This window comes from Streptomyces sp. NPDC059008 (assembly GCF_042749045.1).
Taxonomy (GTDB): domain Bacteria; phylum Actinomycetota; class Actinomycetes; order Streptomycetales; family Streptomycetaceae; genus Streptomyces.
In genome coordinates this window covers 39,634-55,659 of record NZ_JBHYJC010000037.1, presented here as the reverse complement: position 1 = coordinate 55,659, position 16,026 = coordinate 39,634, and the positions used below count along the sequence as shown (strand labels likewise).

Sequence of the window (16,026 nt, the reverse complement as noted above, 5' to 3'; positions counted from 1 at the left end):
CACAGTTATGCCGATACCTGCGACAGCGGACGCCCCCTCGGCCGAGAAGGCGTCCGTTGCCAACCGTGTGCCTGCGATCAGGCGGGTGAGCCGATGATGCTCAGACCACGCCGGCGCCACACGGGAGGCCGCTGTGCAGGTGCCGTCATCGCGGCGATGATCACGGCCGCCCAGGTGCCGAGCGCCTCGATGTACTGCGGCTGAACCCAGGCGACGCTGGTCAGCACCACCACCCCGATCACCACAAGCCAGATCTTCCGGCGACGCGGTGAAAGCGGGTGGTCATCGGATGGGTTACGTTCGAACTGCACTTCTTGTGCCTCTTAATCTGCCGATCTACGTCGGTGGCTGAGGGAACCGCACCGCTTCAGGTGCCAACCAGGTGAGCGGTGCGGTTCCGGAGTGCCCGCGCGCTTATTGCGCGGCGGGAGTCTTGTCGGCGGGCGTCAGCCCGCGGTGGTGGTACGGCTGTATCAGCGAGTACAGGGGGCGGACGCCCCTGCCGCTCTTGGTGTGGAGCGTGTCGTACCACTCCTCACCGACGTGTTCGAGGACGTCGTGGTCTCGGAGTTCCTGAACTCCGTTACCGATCGTCTGCGTGCTGAGCCCGTACCAGTCGTGGATCTTCTTCTGAACCAGCGCGAACTCCTCCTTGCGCAGGCTGAGAGAGATCAGCAGCATCGCCTTGCCGGGGAGCGTCAGCCGGTTGTGCAGCTCGTTCTCCCAGTACTCGAAGGGCAGTTGGAAATAGCGATCCCCGCTGCCCGGGGGGATGTAGGGGGAGCCCGTCCCGTCCTCCAGGAGTTTGGTGACCTTGGTCTTGCGCTCGGCCCCCCGCTCGGTGGCGATCAGGCGGAGATCCCGCAGCGTCTTCCACGCTCGCGACACCGCCGAGCCCCCCGTCTTCTCGTCATGGAGGTCGACGCACCGGGCCCAGGTCGTCGACCAGTCGGTGGCCGAGTGGTCCGTACCTCCCGTGACAGCGGCCAACAGGAGGTAGAGATCGAGCGCCCGCTCCTTCTTGCCGCTCACCAAGCTCTTCAAGGGGCCAGCCGCCGTTGAGCCAGGCTCACCCTGCTGAAGCAGGACCCTCCGAATGGGGACTGTGCGGTTCTTCCGCTGGGAGCGCTCAAGGAGCAGTTCGATGGTTCGCGCCTGGGACATCTGCTGGTCCTCCGGCGGCTGACTGCTCCCTGATTCCGTCGTCGTCATGCCCTAATAGTGCCGCATACCTGCACATAGCGCACGGCCGATTCTCGCGCCGTGAGAGCCCGACTTGACGGTTCATCAAGCGCCATACGAATCACTAATCTAGGATGTCTCTATAAGAAACCTGTAAGACTACAAACTAAGACGAACAAATTAAGCGACTCGACGTGATCTTGGATCGTCGACGCTGGGGTGCCGCGATCTCTCTGGGCGGTCCCATGAATTTGAGAAATTTTCACCGGGTCAGCCGGAGAGACCGCGAGGGGCGTGGACCTGGTCCACGCCCCTCGCCTTCCTCGGTGCAGCGCTCAACGAGGCCCAGGCAGTGCCGTCGTGGGCGAAGCGGCACTCAGGGAGTCCCTCCCGGCCGCCAGCTCCGGCACGTACTTGTAGATCGTGGTGCGGGAGACCCCAGCAGCTTGGCGATCGAGGTGATCGTGTTCTCCGGGTCGGTCAGCAGCCCGCGGGCGTGGCGGATCTGTGAGAGTAACCGCGTGTGTTGCTCTGGCCCTTGCTCGCGGACGGGGAAGATCACCAGGGTGAGGTGGACGGCGTTGCGGCCATCTCGAGCTTCGCAATGAGGAGCCGCGCGTCGGCGACTGCGTCGTGCGGGCCGCCGAGCGGCTGGTTGCGGTACGCGCCCCGCTTGACGGACCACAGCCCGCGCCAGACCGCGTACGGCACCATCGCGTCCTCCCGGACCCGGGCCAGCCACGCGTCCGCCGCCGCGGGGTCGCCGTGGTGGCGGTGGAGCTCGCGCTCGATGACGCCGCGGTCGAAGTCCATCTTGTACGCGACCGCGGTTGTGCCGTGGAAGACGTCGGTGAGGCGGGGCAGCAGCTCGGCGAAGACGGGGGCCTGGGCGAGGCGGTCCGGGGTGATGCCGTGCACGGCTACGGCGGCCGGCTCCAGAGGGGCGTTCGGCTGCACGTACTCGTTGAAGACCACGGTGCCCCGGCGGTCGACGGCGGCGACCTGCACAGCGTACGCGTCCTCCAGCCCGGTCGTCTCCACGTCGACGGCCAGCAGCGTCTCGTCGGCGAGGAGGCGGCGGGCCCAGGCGGCGACCTGCTCGCGCTCGCGGGTCCACGACGACGGGCGCCGCAGGGAACGGATCGCGTCGTCCAGGTCGCGGTGGGCCTCCCGGCTGCCCTGAACCCGCCACAGCGGCCGTCCGCCGTCCGACTCGGCCCGCCACGGTGCCCCGGTAGACCGCGGCCTCGTACAGCGACCAGGTCGGGCGGTCGGTGTCGGCGGGCCGTACGAACTGCACCGGCTGCTCGTCGACGTCGCGGACGAACAGGTCGTCCCAGGTGGCCGGGTTCTCGGTCTGCCGGGCGGTGGTCACGGGCGCCTCTCGCGCGGGCGGCGATGCGCTCGCCGAGCTCGGCGGTGGCCGGGCTGTCGGGGATCGAGGGCAGGCGGGCGGCGATGTTGGTCAGGCCGTCGTTGATCCGTACGGACTGCACGCCGTCGGCGCAGTCGAGGAACTCGCTCCAGGTGGCGAGGGCGGTCTCGGTGTTGCCGCGCTTGAGCTGGACGTGGCCGAGGTCGGTGAGCACGATCGCCCGGGTGCGCTTGCGGTCGAGGCCGTGGATGTCGAGAGAGAGGTGGAGGTGTTCCTCGGCGGCGGTGAGGTCGCCGAGTTTGGCGTGGATCATGCCGGACTCGTGAGCCCACCGGCCGTGGCTGTAGTGGCTCGCCCAGGACTGCCCCGGCAGGGCCGGCGCGTGCTCGATCGCGGCCTGGGCGGAGGTGAGGAGCTTCGCGGCGGTGGTGTGGTCACCGCCGGCTGGTGGCCGGGCCGGACCGCCTGCATGGAGACCGCCCTCGGGGCCGTGCTCGCCGAAGCCCTGCTCGGCCGTCGCCTCGACTGGCACCTGGGGCCCGGTTCGCGCCGCCGCCGGTCGAGTACCACGCCTGGGCCGAACTGCCCGGCCACGGCCCCGTCGGCGAGTACACCGCCGCCGGATGGCACCACCACACCGCCCTGACGATCTGACCCCGCCGACGAGCCGCCGGGCGCGTGTCCTTCACCCGCCCGGAGCAGTTGCCCGTATACGAGTGCACGTAGCCCCTCGAAGGAGTGAGCAGTGACCGCCGTCGCCGACGTCGCCCAGTCCGTCCCCGAACGCCACTACACCCACCACGACGGCCGCGGCGCCACCCTGCACCGTTCCAACCCGGTCGTGATCCACCGCGAGCTCACCACCCTCGACGTCCAGGCGGGCATGAACGTCGCCGAGTTCGGCACCGGCTCCGGCTACTCCGGCGCCCTGCTCGCCGAGATCGTCGGCCCCACCGGCGCGGTGACCAGCCTCGACATCGACGCCTACCTCGTGAAGTGGGCGAACCTCAAGCGCGGCTTCGACCACATCCGCTGCCACGTTGCCGACGGCACCGCCGGCTTCGCCGAGCGGGCCCCGTACGACCGGATGGTGGCCTGGTGCACCCCGCCGCTGCTGCCGAAGGCGTGGGTGGACCAGGTCGCCGACGGCGGCCTGATCGTCGCCCCGCTGCCGATCGCGACCGTGCCGAACATGACGGTGGTCGCCAAGGTCCGCGTGAGCGGCGGCGAGCCGGTCGTGGAGGCGGTGTTCACCGGCGGGTACATCGAGGCGACCGGCTCCCCGAAGGACAACCTCGACCTGCCGGGCCGGTGGGTGGACTGGGAGAACCGCGCCCCCGCCCCCTCGTGGATCTCCATCGCCTGGCGCGAGCGCGACGACCACCTCCACACCGGCGCCCGCACCGCACTCGCCCGCCTGCTCAAGGACGCCCACACCGAGCCGTACGACGGCGGCGAACTCGACTGGCCATCCTGGCGGACCTTCGCCGCCACCCAGGCCGACCCGCAGCTCACCATGGCCGGCCTCACTCCGGACCTGTGGGCCATCGGGCACTCCACCGCGACCACGGCCGCCGTCCTCCAGCAGGACGGCACGATCCTCGCCGACCGCCCCGACTCCCCGTCCCTCGCCGTCCTGCGGGACTGGCTCACCGCCTGGGAGAGCGCCGGCCGCCCCGCACCCGAGACCTACACCCCCGCCCTCGCCCAAGGCGCCGACGGCTGGCACCTGCGCCTGTCCCGATAGGCCGCGCCGAGCCCTCCAAGCTCAGGGGCCCGGGCGGGGAGCGTGACGGCCCCCGCCCGGGCCCCTGGCACGTCCGCCAGCTCCGGCCGACCGGCCGGAAGCCGGCGGACGTAGGTGTTGACGTGCACGAGCGCGGACTGAAGCAGGTGCAGCGCGAGCATCGAGGTCTCGGCGTGCTCCTTGTGTACTCCCGTCCGATGGCAGCCGGATCAGCACCCCCGGCCACCGCCGCGAACGCTCCCCGTGTCATGTCCGCCATGGCCCCGGACATCTGATCGTGTAGCGTGAGAAGGCGATCCCCTGCCTTCCGAGCGGCGGCAACCGGGCGCGTTGCGGATCACACGGCCTGGTCAGGAAGCCCGGCGGCCCTTGCCCGTCACGGCGCTCGGTGGCCTGCACTCAGCCCATGTGGGGGTCGTCTGAACAGTAACCTCCCCGTTGCTGCAGACCATTGGTTCCCCGCTGGGACAATCCACAATCTCGATCTCGCTAATGTTCCGGGGCAGCACGTAGCGTCCAGGAGTCCGGTGCATGGCGCAGAACCACGCCGGGTCGTACGCCGCACTTCCCATGTAATCGTCCGGTCATGCGAAGCGTCCCGACGCGGCGGAGGCGGTGGCCAGCTGGAGGGTCTGGGCGGCGAGCTGGCGGCGGTGCTGGTCGGCCTGGTCGAGGTCGGCGCGCAGGCGGGCGGCGGACTCTGCTGGTGCCCGGTCGAGGGCGGCATACGCGTCCTCCAGGGCGGGGTATCCGGCTTCCTGGATCTGGCGGTACGCCATCTCGTCGCGGGGCGTGGAGCAGAAGATGGGTCGCTTGAGGGCGCTTTCGGCGTGGTCGCGCCACATGTCGATGGCGATCCGGGCCTCGTCGACCGTGGCCACGTAGGCGTGGTGCGCGGCGAGCCAGGCCGCTGCGGTGCTGAGTGCCTCCCAGCGGAGTTCCACCTGGTGCAGCAGAGGGTCGCGTTCGGCGCGGGCCACCTGCTCGTGGGCGAGGCGGTCGCGCACGTCGGGGGGTTTCGCGGCGACGTTGTTCGCCGGCACCGCACCCACACCTCCCTCCCGAGACCTCACCCGAACCCTCCGACACTGGAAAGGCCGCGCCTACGTCGCCTGGGCACGCCTCCTCCAGCACACCGTCGCCGACGACGCACGGCGCCAAGGACACGTTGCCCGCCGCAACCAAGCCATCCGAGCCGCAGCAACCCACGACATCGACAAGACCACCCTCGCCCGCACCCTCCGCCTCAGCGAGCCACCGTTGCGCAGGCCGCGAAAGGGTGACCGACGAGCGAATAACCCCACACGAAGGACCGCAACCCCCTACGCCCCGCCGCACGGCCGGTGGGGCGCTAGGTTGAAGGCGAGCACAGGCCAGCCCAAGGACGGTCCCGGTGAGCGAAGCGCCAGCCGACTACAGCAACGGCGTCGACCCCGAGCGCGCCCTCAAATACGCGCTCCAACACATCCGCGGCGACCGCGCCGAGATCATCGAGGGGGTCACCCCGGCCAGCCGCCGTTTGGCCTTGGGCGGCCACCTACCGGGGTAAGGGACGCGGCGTCCAGGCTTGCTCTGGATCCGTAGCGCATTATGTCGGGTCGTCCCTGGCGGCCGTGGGCCACCAGGGACTGCTCAGTTTCAGAAGAACGTTCTGTCCCAGTCGCCTGCGGCCAGCGCGCGGATCGCATTCTCAAAACCATTCGCGATCCGCTGATACCCGGCGTCTCCGACGAACAGGACGTCGTCGTTCTCTGCCAGCAGCACAGCCTCCTCTGTCACGAATGCAGTACCGACCAGCAAGACACGCTGGCCAAGTTCTTTGCTGAAGATTCGAACGTTCCGAGGAGTGGCGTGTGTGCTTCTCAGAGTTCTTTCAACGGATGTCGTGAGCTCCATCTCTGACGTCTGAAACTTCAGGACCAGGGTGAGCTCACCATACCTCTCAAGAAATTCTCGGAGCTGGTCGGTGACCTCATAGCCGTCTTCGGTGTATCGCTGGCAGGCTTCTTCCACGTCCAGAGGATTGGCCTCGATGGTAGCGGACCCCGGTAGGGCGTCCCTCAGTTCCTGTAGCGCCCGCCGCTCTGGTGTGCCGTTCATCCCGTCAGGACCTCTCCTCCGAATTCGGGAACCCACGTCCTGCAGTTTTCGCACATCTTAAACTTGTCCCCCTTGGTGTTGACGGTCACCAGATCAATGTTCTTGGGATCTGCGCCGTCCTTGATCGCATTGGTGAACATTCGAGGCTCAGCACACACCCCGGGCGGGCGATTGTCTTTGTCCTTGCGTTGAGATTCCTCAGGCATTGCGTCGAGCACAGATTGTTCGTGGCCCGTTTCCGGGCCGCTGTCACCGTAATAGATTTTACCCGTGGTCCGATCCTTGCCTACGGCGTAGGCCCCAGGGGGCCTTTCGTCCTCGCCGAGACCGTCGGCGACGTGTTGGACTCGCTCCTTGCCCAAGCCCATCAACTCCTTCTTGAGCGGGTTGCCCTGGTTCTTCGGCATGAGGCCGAGCGGGTCGCACCACGTGTGAGGGTTGTGGACGTAGGCATCAGGATTGGGGGCGGGCCCGAGGCCGAGCGGGTCCGGAGTGACGTAGCGGGCTGTCTCGGGGTCGTAGTAGCGGTTGAGGTTGTAGTGGAAGCCCGTCTCGGAGTCGAAGTACTGGCCGGGGAAGCGCAGCGGTGTGTTCGTCGTGCTGTCGGCTGCCGAGGCCGTGTTGCCCCAGAGGGTGGGGACAGTGCGCCAGGCGATGGTGTCGGTGGCCGTGTCGACGAGTTCGGTTGGGGCGCCGACAAGGTCGGTGACTATTGCGAAGAACCGGCGGTCGATCTGGTCTTGCGGAGTGTCGGCCGTTGCCGGCGTCGTAATGGTCTCGGTCTGCGCCAGGGGGTGCAGGCCCCGATGGTCCCAGCTCATGCTGTAGGGACCGGGCAAGGTGGGCGCGTACGTCGTCTGTTCGGCAAGGTTCGAGCCGTCCCACGTGAAGTAGGTCCGCTCTTCCGCAGTGCTCCCGTCCGCCGCCAGACGCTCCTTGGAGATGCGCCGGCCGAACGGGTCATAGATGTATCGCCAGTGTGCGCCGTCGGGGGTGGTGACGTGGACGAGGCGGTCTTCGGCGTCCCAGGTGTAGCGCCAGGTGGCGGGCTTCTTCGACAGACGGGTGACCTGGCGCAGAGTGGTGCGCCCGCCGGCGTCGTATTCGTAACGGATTCGGCCGGCGGTGATGAGCTGCGTGCCGTCGTACGTCCGGGTGCCGACTGCCGCCTTGCCGGGGCCGGCCGCGGGCCAGTTCGCCTCGGTGAGATTGCCGGCGGGGTCGTAGGCGTACCGCTCGGTCCATGTGGCGGCCTGGACGGCTGTGACGCGCCCGGCGGTGTCGATGTCGAAGGTGCGGGGCCCGTTGAGCTGGTCTTCGACGCCGGTGAGGATGCCGTCGGCGCGATAGGTGTAGTCACGGCGTTGCAGCACCGAATGCTCGGACCGCAGGATCTGGCCGGTGAGGCGGTGCTCGCTGTCCCAGGAACTGGTCAACGCGAGATGGTCGCCGAGGGTGCGCTCGACCTCGTGGCCGGCTGCATCGTAGGCGAACTCAAGTCGGCCGGAGCTGGTGGTCAAGGAGGTGCGGCGGTCGGCCTGGTCGTAGGTCCAGGAGCTGGTATGGCCGCCGGGGGTGGTCCGCCCAGTGCGTCGGCCGAGGTGGTCGCGGGTGTGGGTGAGGGTGCGGCCGTTGACGGTCTCGGTGATCAGGTTGCCGACAGCGTCGACGGTGCGGAGCACGGCGACGTCGGGGCTGGTTGCTTGGAGCAGGTGTCCAGCGAGGTCGTAGGTGTAGCGGGTGGCGGCTCCGTCGGCGTTCTTCTCCACCAGCTGGCCCAGTACGTCGTAGCGGTACTGGATCTGCTGTCCCAGAGGGTTGGTACGCGAGACGAGCTGGCCGGCGGCATCCAGTTGGTAGCCGACCCTGCGGCCGTTGAAGTCGGTCTCCGACATCAACTGGCCAGCGGCGTCGTAGGTGTATTCCCAGGTTTGGCCGAGAGGGTTGGTGACGGCCACGAGCTGCATGTGGGCGTCGTAGGCAAAGGTGAGACGGGTCCCGTCAGGGTTGGTGCGGGCGGCAAGCGTCTCGAACGGCGTGTACTCGAAAGTGGTGACCCCGCCCTGCGGGTCGGTGTGCGCGAGAACGTTGCCCTCGGCGTCGTAGGTCCAGGTCTCGGCGTTTCCGTCGGGAGCCGTGTACGAGGTCAGGCTGCCCTCGGTGCTCCAGGTCAGCCGGGTGACGCTGCCCAACTGGTCGATGATGGTGGTGACGCGGCCGAAGGCGTCGCGCTCGTAGCGGCTGGTGGCTCCGACGCGGTCGGTGACTTCAATGGGCAGGCCGGCCGGGTTGCAGCGGACGCGGGTGGAGTTGCCGAGAGCGTCGGTGACGGAGGCCAGATGTCCGGACTCGTCGTAGCCGTACCGCGTGGTGGTACCGGCGGGGTCGGTAAGCGAGCTGCGTCGGCCGGCCTCGTCAAAGGTCTGCCGCCAGGTCAGACCGCCCGGTCTGGTGATCAGAGTCGGAAGGTTCGAATCGCCGAAGTAGGCAGCGGTGGACCGTGCGCCGTCCGGACGGGTGACGGCGACGAGGCTGCCTGTGTCGTCGTACTCGAAGCGGGTCGTGCGCCCGAGGGGGTCGGTCTGGGACAGCAGGAAGTCGTATTCGTCCCGTTCGAAGAACGTGGTGTTTCCGAGAGGGTCCGTCTCGGCGACGACCTGGGCGTGCTCGTTGATCTGGTAGCGGGTGGTGTGGCCGAGCGCGTTGGTCTCGGAGTGGACCTTGATGCCGGTGACCGGGTCGGGGGCACCGTAGTCGAAGTGGAATCTGAGTGAGCCGTCCGCGCCGCCCTCTTCCACGACCCGGTCGAGCTCGTCGTAGGTGTAGAGGTAGCGGGTGCCGTTTCGGTCGGTCCAGGACAGGATCCGGCCCTGAGCGTCGTTGGCGAATTGCATGGGACGGCCGGAGGAGTTGTAGACCTCCGTCAAGTGGCCATCGCTGTAGCCGTAGCGCGTCAGGAGCACGTCCTGGCCGTCTGCGCTCGCGCCAGCCAGATGCAGGGCAGTGATCCGGCCAGCGTCCGTGGTGACCTGGAGGCGGTAGCCACCGGAGTGGGTCATGTCCAGCGGCGTGCCGTAGGCGTCGTAGCTGAAATCGACGCGGTGGCCTGCCCGGTCCCGTATCCCGGTCAGCAGGGCCATCGCGCCATCCGGCTGACGGGTGAACTCCCGGACCAGACCCGTGGTGACGTCCGTCAGGGTGTAGTGGCCCGTCAGGTCGTCAACGTCGAGGTCTAGGCGTGCACCGGCCGATGCCTGGACGGGCTCACCAGGGGTCGGATGCGGATACGCCTGCGCCGTTCGGTCGGCGCTGAGGTAGACCACGCCCTCATCGTCGATCTCCAGCCGCTCGTCGAAGGTGCACACCCACCGGGGGCCCATCCAGCGCCCTGCTTGGTAGCCGGACTCGAAGGAACGCCTGAACAGCATGGGTAGCGAGCCAGGCAGCGACAGGTCCATCTGATCGATGAACATGCGGCCTGTCGCCATATCGACTGGCTCGCCGCCCTGGCAGACCGAGTCCTGCGGCCGTCCGGCCTCCCGAGGGTTCTCCACCTGCTTACGGCCGCGGCCACCGGCACCCGGCGCATCGCCACGGCGGGAGTGCGTGCCTTTCGAGTTCGCCGACGCTCCTCCGCCGCTGCCGCCAGACCCTGAGCTGCCGTTGGGGCCCTTGGGATCCTTCTTGCCGTCTTTGCCCAGTCCCTTGAAGTGGTCGGAAAGCGCACGATCGTTGTCGTGATGGTTCTTGGCCATCTGCTTGACACCGCGGGTCATGTTGTCGTCGAGGTGCTTGGCGGTCTTCTTCACGCCGTCCTCGATGCCGTCGATGACCTTGTCCAGCATCGCGTTCGCCGCATCCGCGATGGCATCCTTGCCCCGGGTGCGCCCGTGGTGGCTCCTGGCCCGGCCGATCTTGCCGCCCGCCTTGTTGCGGAACGTGCCGCCCGCACTCTGCAGCCCCGTCACCACCCGGTCGTGCTCGTCCGGGTCGAAGCTGAAGCCGCCAGCAGCGCCCGCGCTGCCTCCTGCTCCGCCGCTTCCCCCGCTTCCTGTGCGACTGCCACCGGCACTGAGCAGTTCCATAGGGTTATCGGCGGCTGACTTGGCCGAGTCCTTGGCATCCTGGACGCCCTGGTTGAAGCCATCCTTGCCGGCTTTGGCCGTCCGGCCGAGGTCGATGCCGTCTTGGACACCGAGGGCATTTGCGCCGAGCTGCACCACCAGGTCGCCGACCATCGCCCCCAGGGCTTCCTCGACGGGGGTCAGGGCGATGCTGATGACCTGTTCGGCGACCTGCTGGCAGACCTCCTTGAACAGCCGCTTCACGATCATCCGGGTGGCCTGGGTAGCAGCCAGCGCGCCGACCTCGGACAGCCCGAGGGTGAAGGGGGCGGCCGCCTGCGCGGCGATCACCTCGGCCGCGAGGATGCCCAGTTGGACCAGCGCACCGATCTTGGCACCCTCAATGAGCACCGCGACGCCGTCCAAGGCGGTGGCCGCCATACGGCCGCATTCACCCAGGTTCTTCAGATGCGTGCCGTTGATCTTGCCCCAGTGCGCGTTGAGCGCCTCCACCGCCAAGGAGCCGCCCGCGGAGCCCACCAGCCCCTGGATGGCCTCATGCGCCTCGTTCGCGCCCTCGTCGATGTCATCGGCGAACTCCCGCATGGCCGTGGCCATCTCGCGGTAGTCGTCCTCATCCACATTCGGCCACGACACGCCGATGAGATCGAGAATCTCATCCGCCCACCCAGGCAGCACAACACCCACGCGAAACACGCCCCCCGTTAAGCACTTCAGATGATCTGACCCTCTCACCTGGGGAAATGGTTCCTCAAGTTCACAATGAGCCGAAACAAGACGTGCTGGGTGCCAAGAATTCAGAGGCGAGCGGCGTCGACGGCCAGCGCGCCTGCGCGGCGCTGGGCGCGGCGGTCGGCCTGCCGTTCCTCGCAGCGCGCGGTACCCGCCGGAGTCGAGCAGCGCGCCGTCGTCGCACCGCACATTTCCGCGCTGCGGGCCCGGCAACCGTCGCCCTCCTGGCACCGACGGCCGACCGGTCCTGTCCCCAGTACAACCAGCGCCACCACTCCCGTCGCCTGACCCGTGAGCGGGCGCGGCCAGCTGCCGGCAACGGTGCCGGACACAGACGCAGCGAGTGCAACGTGTGACGACGGCCGCCGACCGCCCGGCCCGGTAGCCGTCGGTCATGTGGACGCGGCGTGCCCTACGCCAGCTCCGGTAGGCCTCACATTCAGCAGATGTGACGCCTCGGGTCCGTTCAGCGCTTTCCCGGAAACAGGCCATGAAGGCGCTCATGGCCAGCGTGGAGGCGTGCCACATCTGCTGCCCGGACACCGAACTCAGCCTCTGGCCTTGTACCGGCCTCGGCGGTGTAGCCAAGGACGGTCACAGAAACCCGGCGGTCGCGGTTCAGGACCCGGGCGAGGCGGTGGCGGTTCAGCTCGAACCCAGGTGGATTCCCGGTCGCCGTCGGTGGGCGGCGCGACCGGGACGCGGCTCAGCTAATCGGGCCGAAGATCTCGGTGCGGTCGAAGTCGGCGTCCATGCCGTCCAGCACCGCTCCCAGTTGCTTCTCCTCGTACTTGAAGTGCGTCTCCATGACCGCCTCGACCCCCTCCAGGTGACGGTGCGCCACCTCTGGGTCGGTCGACTCGGCCACCGCCTACTGCAATCCACCGATGCGGTGCTCGATCATGTTGTGGTCCTGAGTCAGCTTCGCGACCACCGGCGCCAGGTCGGGTCGCGCCCGTACCAGTTCCGGGAACAGCGAACCGTCCTCGGCGCGATGGTGGCCGGACAGGGCAGCGCAGAACCCGTGGCAGAACAACAGCAGGTCGGTGGCGGCGTCTACAACACCCAAGGCCGGCACTCCCACCTCGGCCGCCCGGGCCATATCCCTGGAACACCGGCTCACCGTCCGGGAGCGACAGCAGCTGCTGTCGCGCGCGCTCTCCCTCCGCGTCCAGCGGATGGCACTCAACGTCCGCCTGCTCCTGCGCCCCTCAAGCCCGTGGGCGTCGTCGAACGCAAGGTCGACACCGTCGAAGGCCACCGCTGAGGTCCTGTTGTGACCCATGGCAACGGCGCCGCCACTGGGGCTCTTCATTCTCGGGTTGCCAAAATATGAGCCCAGAAAGTACTTTCCACTTGGAAAGTGACTTTGCGTGAGGAGCGAGCGGATGGACGAGTACCGGGTAGGCATGGACGTTGTGGCTCGTCAGCGCCAGGCCTCGGCTGCGCGAGTCCGGCTGGGCTGGTGGTTTCCGGTGTTGATCACGGTGTCCTGGACGCTTTCGGTCGGCAGCGTGTTCCCGGCGGCCGGTTACCGGCGCTTGGGCATTCCGGACCTGCCGTACGGCATGGTTGGCAGTCTGCTGTTCTTGGCGTTGATCGTGATGTTCTCCGTACGCTCTGGGATGAATCGGCGGGATGTGTGGCCGTTCGCGGTGTACCCGTCGTTGCGTCGGCGCTACCCGGCGTTCTTCCTGGTGTGCGTGGGCGGTGTGGCGGTGGAGTTCGGGCTGAGCTGGCTGAACGGTTCGTCAAGCGGCGCCGCATGGGCGGCCATCGTGGTCGCGGTGGGCACGGGGGGCGTGATCGCGTTCTTCCTGACCTGGATGGCCGCGGGGATCCGTGGGGACATCCTCACCGGGAGCCAGCGGCGATGACCGACGCATCCGAGGGCCTGGACCCCGTGATCCATCAGCTGCCGAAGCTGTCGATCTGTGCGCTGCTGGCCGCAGGCCCGCAGTGGGTAGAGTTCCGCACGGTCCGGGAGACGACGGGGCTGAGCGATTCGATGGTGTCCAAGCACAGCCGCGCCTTGGAAGACACGGGCTACATCGAGATCCGCAAGGGTGGGATCGGACGGCGCCCGCGCACCTGGTTCCGCATCACCCCACTGGGCCAGGCCCGCTACAGCCGACATGTCGCGGCACTGCAGCGGCTACTCCAGCGTGAAACCGACCAGGACACCAACCCGGACGCCTGACTACCGCGTACCTGCAAGTAGGGATCGGGCGGAAGCCGTGACTGCGCCCCAACCGCGCAGAGGCTGCCGGGCACCTCGAATCCTTAAGGTGCCCGCCAGCCTCTGATCGAGCAGCTACATGCCCAGGCAGGTGAGGACCTCGTTGCCGTAGTACAAGGACACAGCCGCCGCGCACGCAGGCCCCATGGCCGCGCAGGGCGCCCCGAGGATCCCCATCACCCAGCCGGGAATCGAGTCGTCATCGATGCATTTCTTAAGGTCGTCCCAGAAACCCGCCTGCTGGACGTGACCACCCGAGGTGAAGCCCGCCTGCAGGACCTGACCACCCGAGGTCGCCTTCGGCACAGGACCGGTCGCCGGGGATGACGCGCCGTCACCCGAGGCGCTCACGTGCTGCGTGAGGACACCGTCCATCCAGGCCGTCCACACCCCAGAATTCGGCCCCGTGGGCTTGAACTGCGACTCGCCACTGCGCAGAGCACCGTCCTTGCCGATCTGCACCGTCAGGCCGCTCGCGGAAAGCAGTCCCCCACCTTGGATGGGGATCGCCAGGGTAGTACCGTCCGGCCCGACGGCTGCGCGAGCGCGCTCGATCGCCAAGTGCGCGCCGTCGGGCAGGTGGGTCGCCAACTTGCCGGAGGCTATCTGGTTCTTCACCCGTGCCACAGCGTCGGCCTTGACCTTCGCGGGGGCCGCTGCATGGTCCTTGCGGAACTGCTGCAACGCGTCCTTGAAGTTCCGCGCCGCTGTGTCGTTCGCAGCCACCTGGACCGTCCCAGCCGATTGCCCCGCGGCTGCAGCCGCCGGCCCGGTGCGCGTTGGAGTACTCGCACTGGCGGCACTCCCGACGGTAGGCACCATCGTCATCGCTACGCCCGCAGCGACCGTCGAGAACCCCGAGGCGACCACTGCAGCGACCGTCGGAACACTCCACTTTGTTTTACGCATCTTCTCCACTACTACCTATTTCCACATGGCTACTTGCTTGGGCGATCAAGCTAGATGTGGCATAGGAATGGGCAAAGCCCCATAAAGAGGTCTACGCCATCTTTCGCCCCGTTTAGCCCAGGCATCCTCACGCAGACGGGCCTGTGCATCACTGAGGTGAGGAGCATCACGCCCTCCCCCTACAACTCCTGTCGGCAACAACTCGGCCGCCAGTCGACGTACTTGGCGTTCACAGCCCACCGGTGATGCTGTTGCAGCCCGACCGGGTAACCGCACGAGTCGCCCAGAACCGTCCTACCCGGGCTCTTGGCTTAAAACTATGACTCAGACTCATAATCACGACTCAGTGGTATATGAGGCCCACAGCAGCCTTGACGCCCGACGGCAACGGTGAATCCCCCCGTCACATCAGACCGGGCCCGCAGGCCGAGCGCCGTGCCAGTCGTGTGGTTGCTGCGGCGGTCAGAGAACTCTGACGGGCCGATCCGGGACGACGACGCTGGTGAGCCGGTCCAGGCGGTCGAACAGGGCACGCACGAGCCGGGCCCGGCCCTGGACACAGCGCACGGTGCCTCCAGCCGGACGGACAGGCGACGTTCAGACTCGGCCAGAACATACTCGGCAAGCACCCGGGCAGCATGGTCCTGCGGGAGCCGGTATGCGGCACGGCGCACATCGCCGACCAACGCGCGGGCAGCGCCCGTCAGCTGCAGCGCGATCTGCTCGTAGTCCGCTCTCTCCAGGCCAGGGGAGCCGGTCCACGCCAGGACGACCTTGGCCAGGCACTCATGGGGCCCGCGATCGAGAGGGAACTCCGCCTCGATGCGTCCGGTGGGGTCGTACAGAGCAGTGGTGCTGCGCGCGGTGAGCTCACCGCCCGGGGAGCCGGACCCGTCGGTGCGGGCGGCGAGGAGACGCTGATGCCGGCGGTGAACGTCTCGACGACGGTGTGGTGGTCGTCGTAGAGGTAGAACGCCTCTAGCGGCCACACGGTACGCGCGGCGCCGAGCAGGATGATGCCGAGCGAGACCGACGGCAGCGGCATCACGGTGAGCAGATGCTGGAGCTGGCCGGCCATCGTTTCGGTGGAGCCGATCCTCGTGCGCAGCACCCACTCCTCGATCAGGACGACGAATCGGTGGCCTCCCTCGTACAGGAAGCGGGAGCGGGCCAGGCGGGCGGCGACGGCGTCGGGGATGTCGTCGGGGGTGCCCTGGAAGTCGGTGATGGAGCGCATCAGGGCTTGGGCGTAGTCGGCGGTCTGGAAGAAGCCGGGGATGACGTTGGAGGTGTAGGCGCGGCACAGGCGGGCGGCGGCGTTGCGGGCGAGGACGTCGTGCTGGGTGCGGCGCATGCCGTCGCGGTGCTGGCGGCGCCACTCGAGGTACATCGACTCCACGGCGCGGGCGGTGGCGATGAGATCGGCGGCCTGGTCCTCGGCGCCGCATGCGGTGCACCAGGCCCGCAGGTCGCCGTCGGAGGGCGCGGCCTTGGCGCGCAGGATCCGGGAGGTCTTGGCGGGGTGCCAGCCGCACCGGGCGGACAGCTCACGTCCGGTGATCCCGGCGTCCCGCACCAGGTGGCCCAGGCGCACGGCGAGGGCCTCGCGGGCGGCCTGGGCGCTGGAGGACGGGGAGGCGGGCACGAGCTTCCGGCG

At 68.1% G+C, this 16,026-nt stretch carries 14 protein-coding genes and 1 pseudogene; 5 read left to right on the top strand and 10 right to left on the bottom strand.

The genetic code is table 11. The features are described 5' to 3' along the window. Positions 1-77: 77 nt before the first annotated feature. From ACFWZH_RS30605 to ACFWZH_RS30595, 3 genes are all read right to left on the bottom strand, one after another. A complete protein-coding gene (locus ACFWZH_RS30605) occupies positions 78-311 on the bottom strand; it encodes a hypothetical protein (protein ID WP_384438437.1) in 234 nt (77 codons plus the stop codon). A gap of 103 nt (positions 312-414) precedes the next feature. Beyond that, entirely contained in the window at positions 415-1,032 is a 618-nt protein-coding gene (locus tag ACFWZH_RS30600) for a hypothetical protein (protein WP_384438434.1), read from the bottom strand. Positions 1,033-1,740: 708 nt separating this feature from the next. Continuing rightward, positions 1,741-2,223 (bottom strand): 3'-5' exonuclease, encoded by a 483-nt coding sequence (locus tag ACFWZH_RS30595; RefSeq protein ID WP_384438431.1) that lies wholly within the window; start codon positions 2,221-2,223, stop codon positions 1,741-1,743. 299 nt (positions 2,224-2,522) lie between these two features. Here ACFWZH_RS30595 and ACFWZH_RS30590 point away from each other — a divergent pair, with 299 nt between their 5' ends. Next, entirely contained in the window at positions 2,523-3,203 is a 681-nt protein-coding gene (locus ACFWZH_RS30590) for a hypothetical protein (protein ID WP_384438428.1), read from the top strand. A 99-nt stretch (positions 3,204-3,302) separates the two neighbouring features. Beyond that, positions 3,303-4,304, top strand: coding sequence for a protein-L-isoaspartate O-methyltransferase (locus tag ACFWZH_RS30585; RefSeq protein WP_384438425.1), 1,002 nt, complete (start codon positions 3,303-3,305; stop codon positions 4,302-4,304). Between the two features lie 584 nt (positions 4,305-4,888). Here the strand turns inward: ACFWZH_RS30585 and ACFWZH_RS30580 are convergent. Continuing rightward, positions 4,889-5,347, bottom strand: coding sequence for a hypothetical protein (locus ACFWZH_RS30580; RefSeq protein WP_384438422.1), 459 nt, complete (start codon positions 5,345-5,347; stop codon positions 4,889-4,891). A gap of 350 nt (positions 5,348-5,697) precedes the next feature. Between ACFWZH_RS30580 and ACFWZH_RS30575 the strand changes: the two are divergent. Further along, a pseudogene (locus ACFWZH_RS30575) lies at positions 5,698-5,805 on the top strand (Uma2 family endonuclease); the annotation flags it as partial. 137 nt (positions 5,806-5,942) lie between these two features. Here ACFWZH_RS30575 and ACFWZH_RS30570 read toward each other — a convergent pair. From ACFWZH_RS30570 to ACFWZH_RS30555, 4 genes are all read right to left on the bottom strand, one after another. Continuing rightward, positions 5,943-6,404: an SUKH-3 domain-containing protein gene (locus ACFWZH_RS30570; RefSeq protein WP_384438419.1), complete on the bottom strand. Its 462-nt coding sequence runs from the start codon at positions 6,402-6,404 to the stop codon at positions 5,943-5,945. Continuing rightward, complete coding sequence (locus ACFWZH_RS30565; protein ID WP_384438416.1) at positions 6,401-11,176, bottom strand: RHS repeat-associated core domain-containing protein; 4,776 nt, start codon at positions 11,174-11,176, stop codon at positions 6,401-6,403. Before ACFWZH_RS30565 ends, ACFWZH_RS30570 begins: the two co-directional genes overlap by 4 nt. A 751-nt stretch (positions 11,177-11,927) precedes the next feature. Continuing rightward, positions 11,928-12,089 carry a hypothetical protein gene (locus tag ACFWZH_RS30560; protein ID WP_384438413.1) on the bottom strand — a complete coding sequence of 54 codons (162 nt, stop codon included), beginning with the start codon at positions 12,087-12,089 and terminating at the stop codon, positions 11,928-11,930. A gap of 3 nt (positions 12,090-12,092) precedes the next feature. Continuing rightward, entirely contained in the window at positions 12,093-12,290 is a 198-nt protein-coding gene (locus ACFWZH_RS30555) for a hemerythrin domain-containing protein (RefSeq protein ID WP_384438410.1), read from the bottom strand. A 319-nt stretch (positions 12,291-12,609) separates the two neighbouring features. Here ACFWZH_RS30555 and ACFWZH_RS30550 point away from each other — a divergent pair, with 319 nt between their 5' ends. Together ACFWZH_RS30550 and ACFWZH_RS30545 are read left to right on the top strand one after the other, a co-directional pair. Further along, positions 12,610-13,098 carry a hypothetical protein gene (locus ACFWZH_RS30550; protein WP_384438407.1) on the top strand — a complete coding sequence of 163 codons (489 nt, stop codon included), beginning with the start codon at positions 12,610-12,612 and terminating at the stop codon, positions 13,096-13,098. Beyond that, complete coding sequence (locus tag ACFWZH_RS30545) at positions 13,095-13,421, top strand: winged helix-turn-helix domain-containing protein (RefSeq protein WP_384438404.1); 327 nt, start codon at positions 13,095-13,097, stop codon at positions 13,419-13,421. The genes ACFWZH_RS30550 and ACFWZH_RS30545 overlap by 4 nt, the downstream gene beginning before the upstream one ends. 114 nt (positions 13,422-13,535) lie before the next feature. On the opposite strand, the gene ACFWZH_RS30540 is transcribed toward ACFWZH_RS30545, so the two are convergent. Together ACFWZH_RS30540 and ACFWZH_RS30535 are read right to left on the bottom strand one after the other, a co-directional pair. Continuing rightward, the gene (locus tag ACFWZH_RS30540; protein WP_384438401.1) at positions 13,536-14,186 is read right to left on the bottom strand and encodes a hypothetical protein; all 651 of its coding nucleotides are present in this window, start codon (positions 14,184-14,186) and stop codon (positions 13,536-13,538) included. Positions 14,187-15,072: 886 nt separating this feature from the next. After that, on the bottom strand, positions 15,073-16,014 hold the full coding sequence (locus tag ACFWZH_RS30535) for a helix-turn-helix domain-containing protein (RefSeq protein WP_384438398.1): 942 nt from the start codon (positions 16,012-16,014) through the stop codon (positions 15,073-15,075). Between the last annotated feature and the right edge of the window lie 12 nt (positions 16,015-16,026).

Coding starts and splice junctions, on each gene's coding strand:
- ACFWZH_RS30570 (WP_384438419.1), bottom strand. CDS start 6,404: ATGAACGGCACACCAGAGCGGCGGGCGCTACAGGAACTGAGGGACGCC.
- ACFWZH_RS30550 (WP_384438407.1), top strand. CDS start 12,610: ATGGACGAGTACCGGGTAGGCATGGACGTTGTGGCTCGTCAGCGCCAG.
- ACFWZH_RS30545 (WP_384438404.1), top strand. CDS start 13,095: ATGACCGACGCATCCGAGGGCCTGGACCCCGTGATCCATCAGCTGCCG.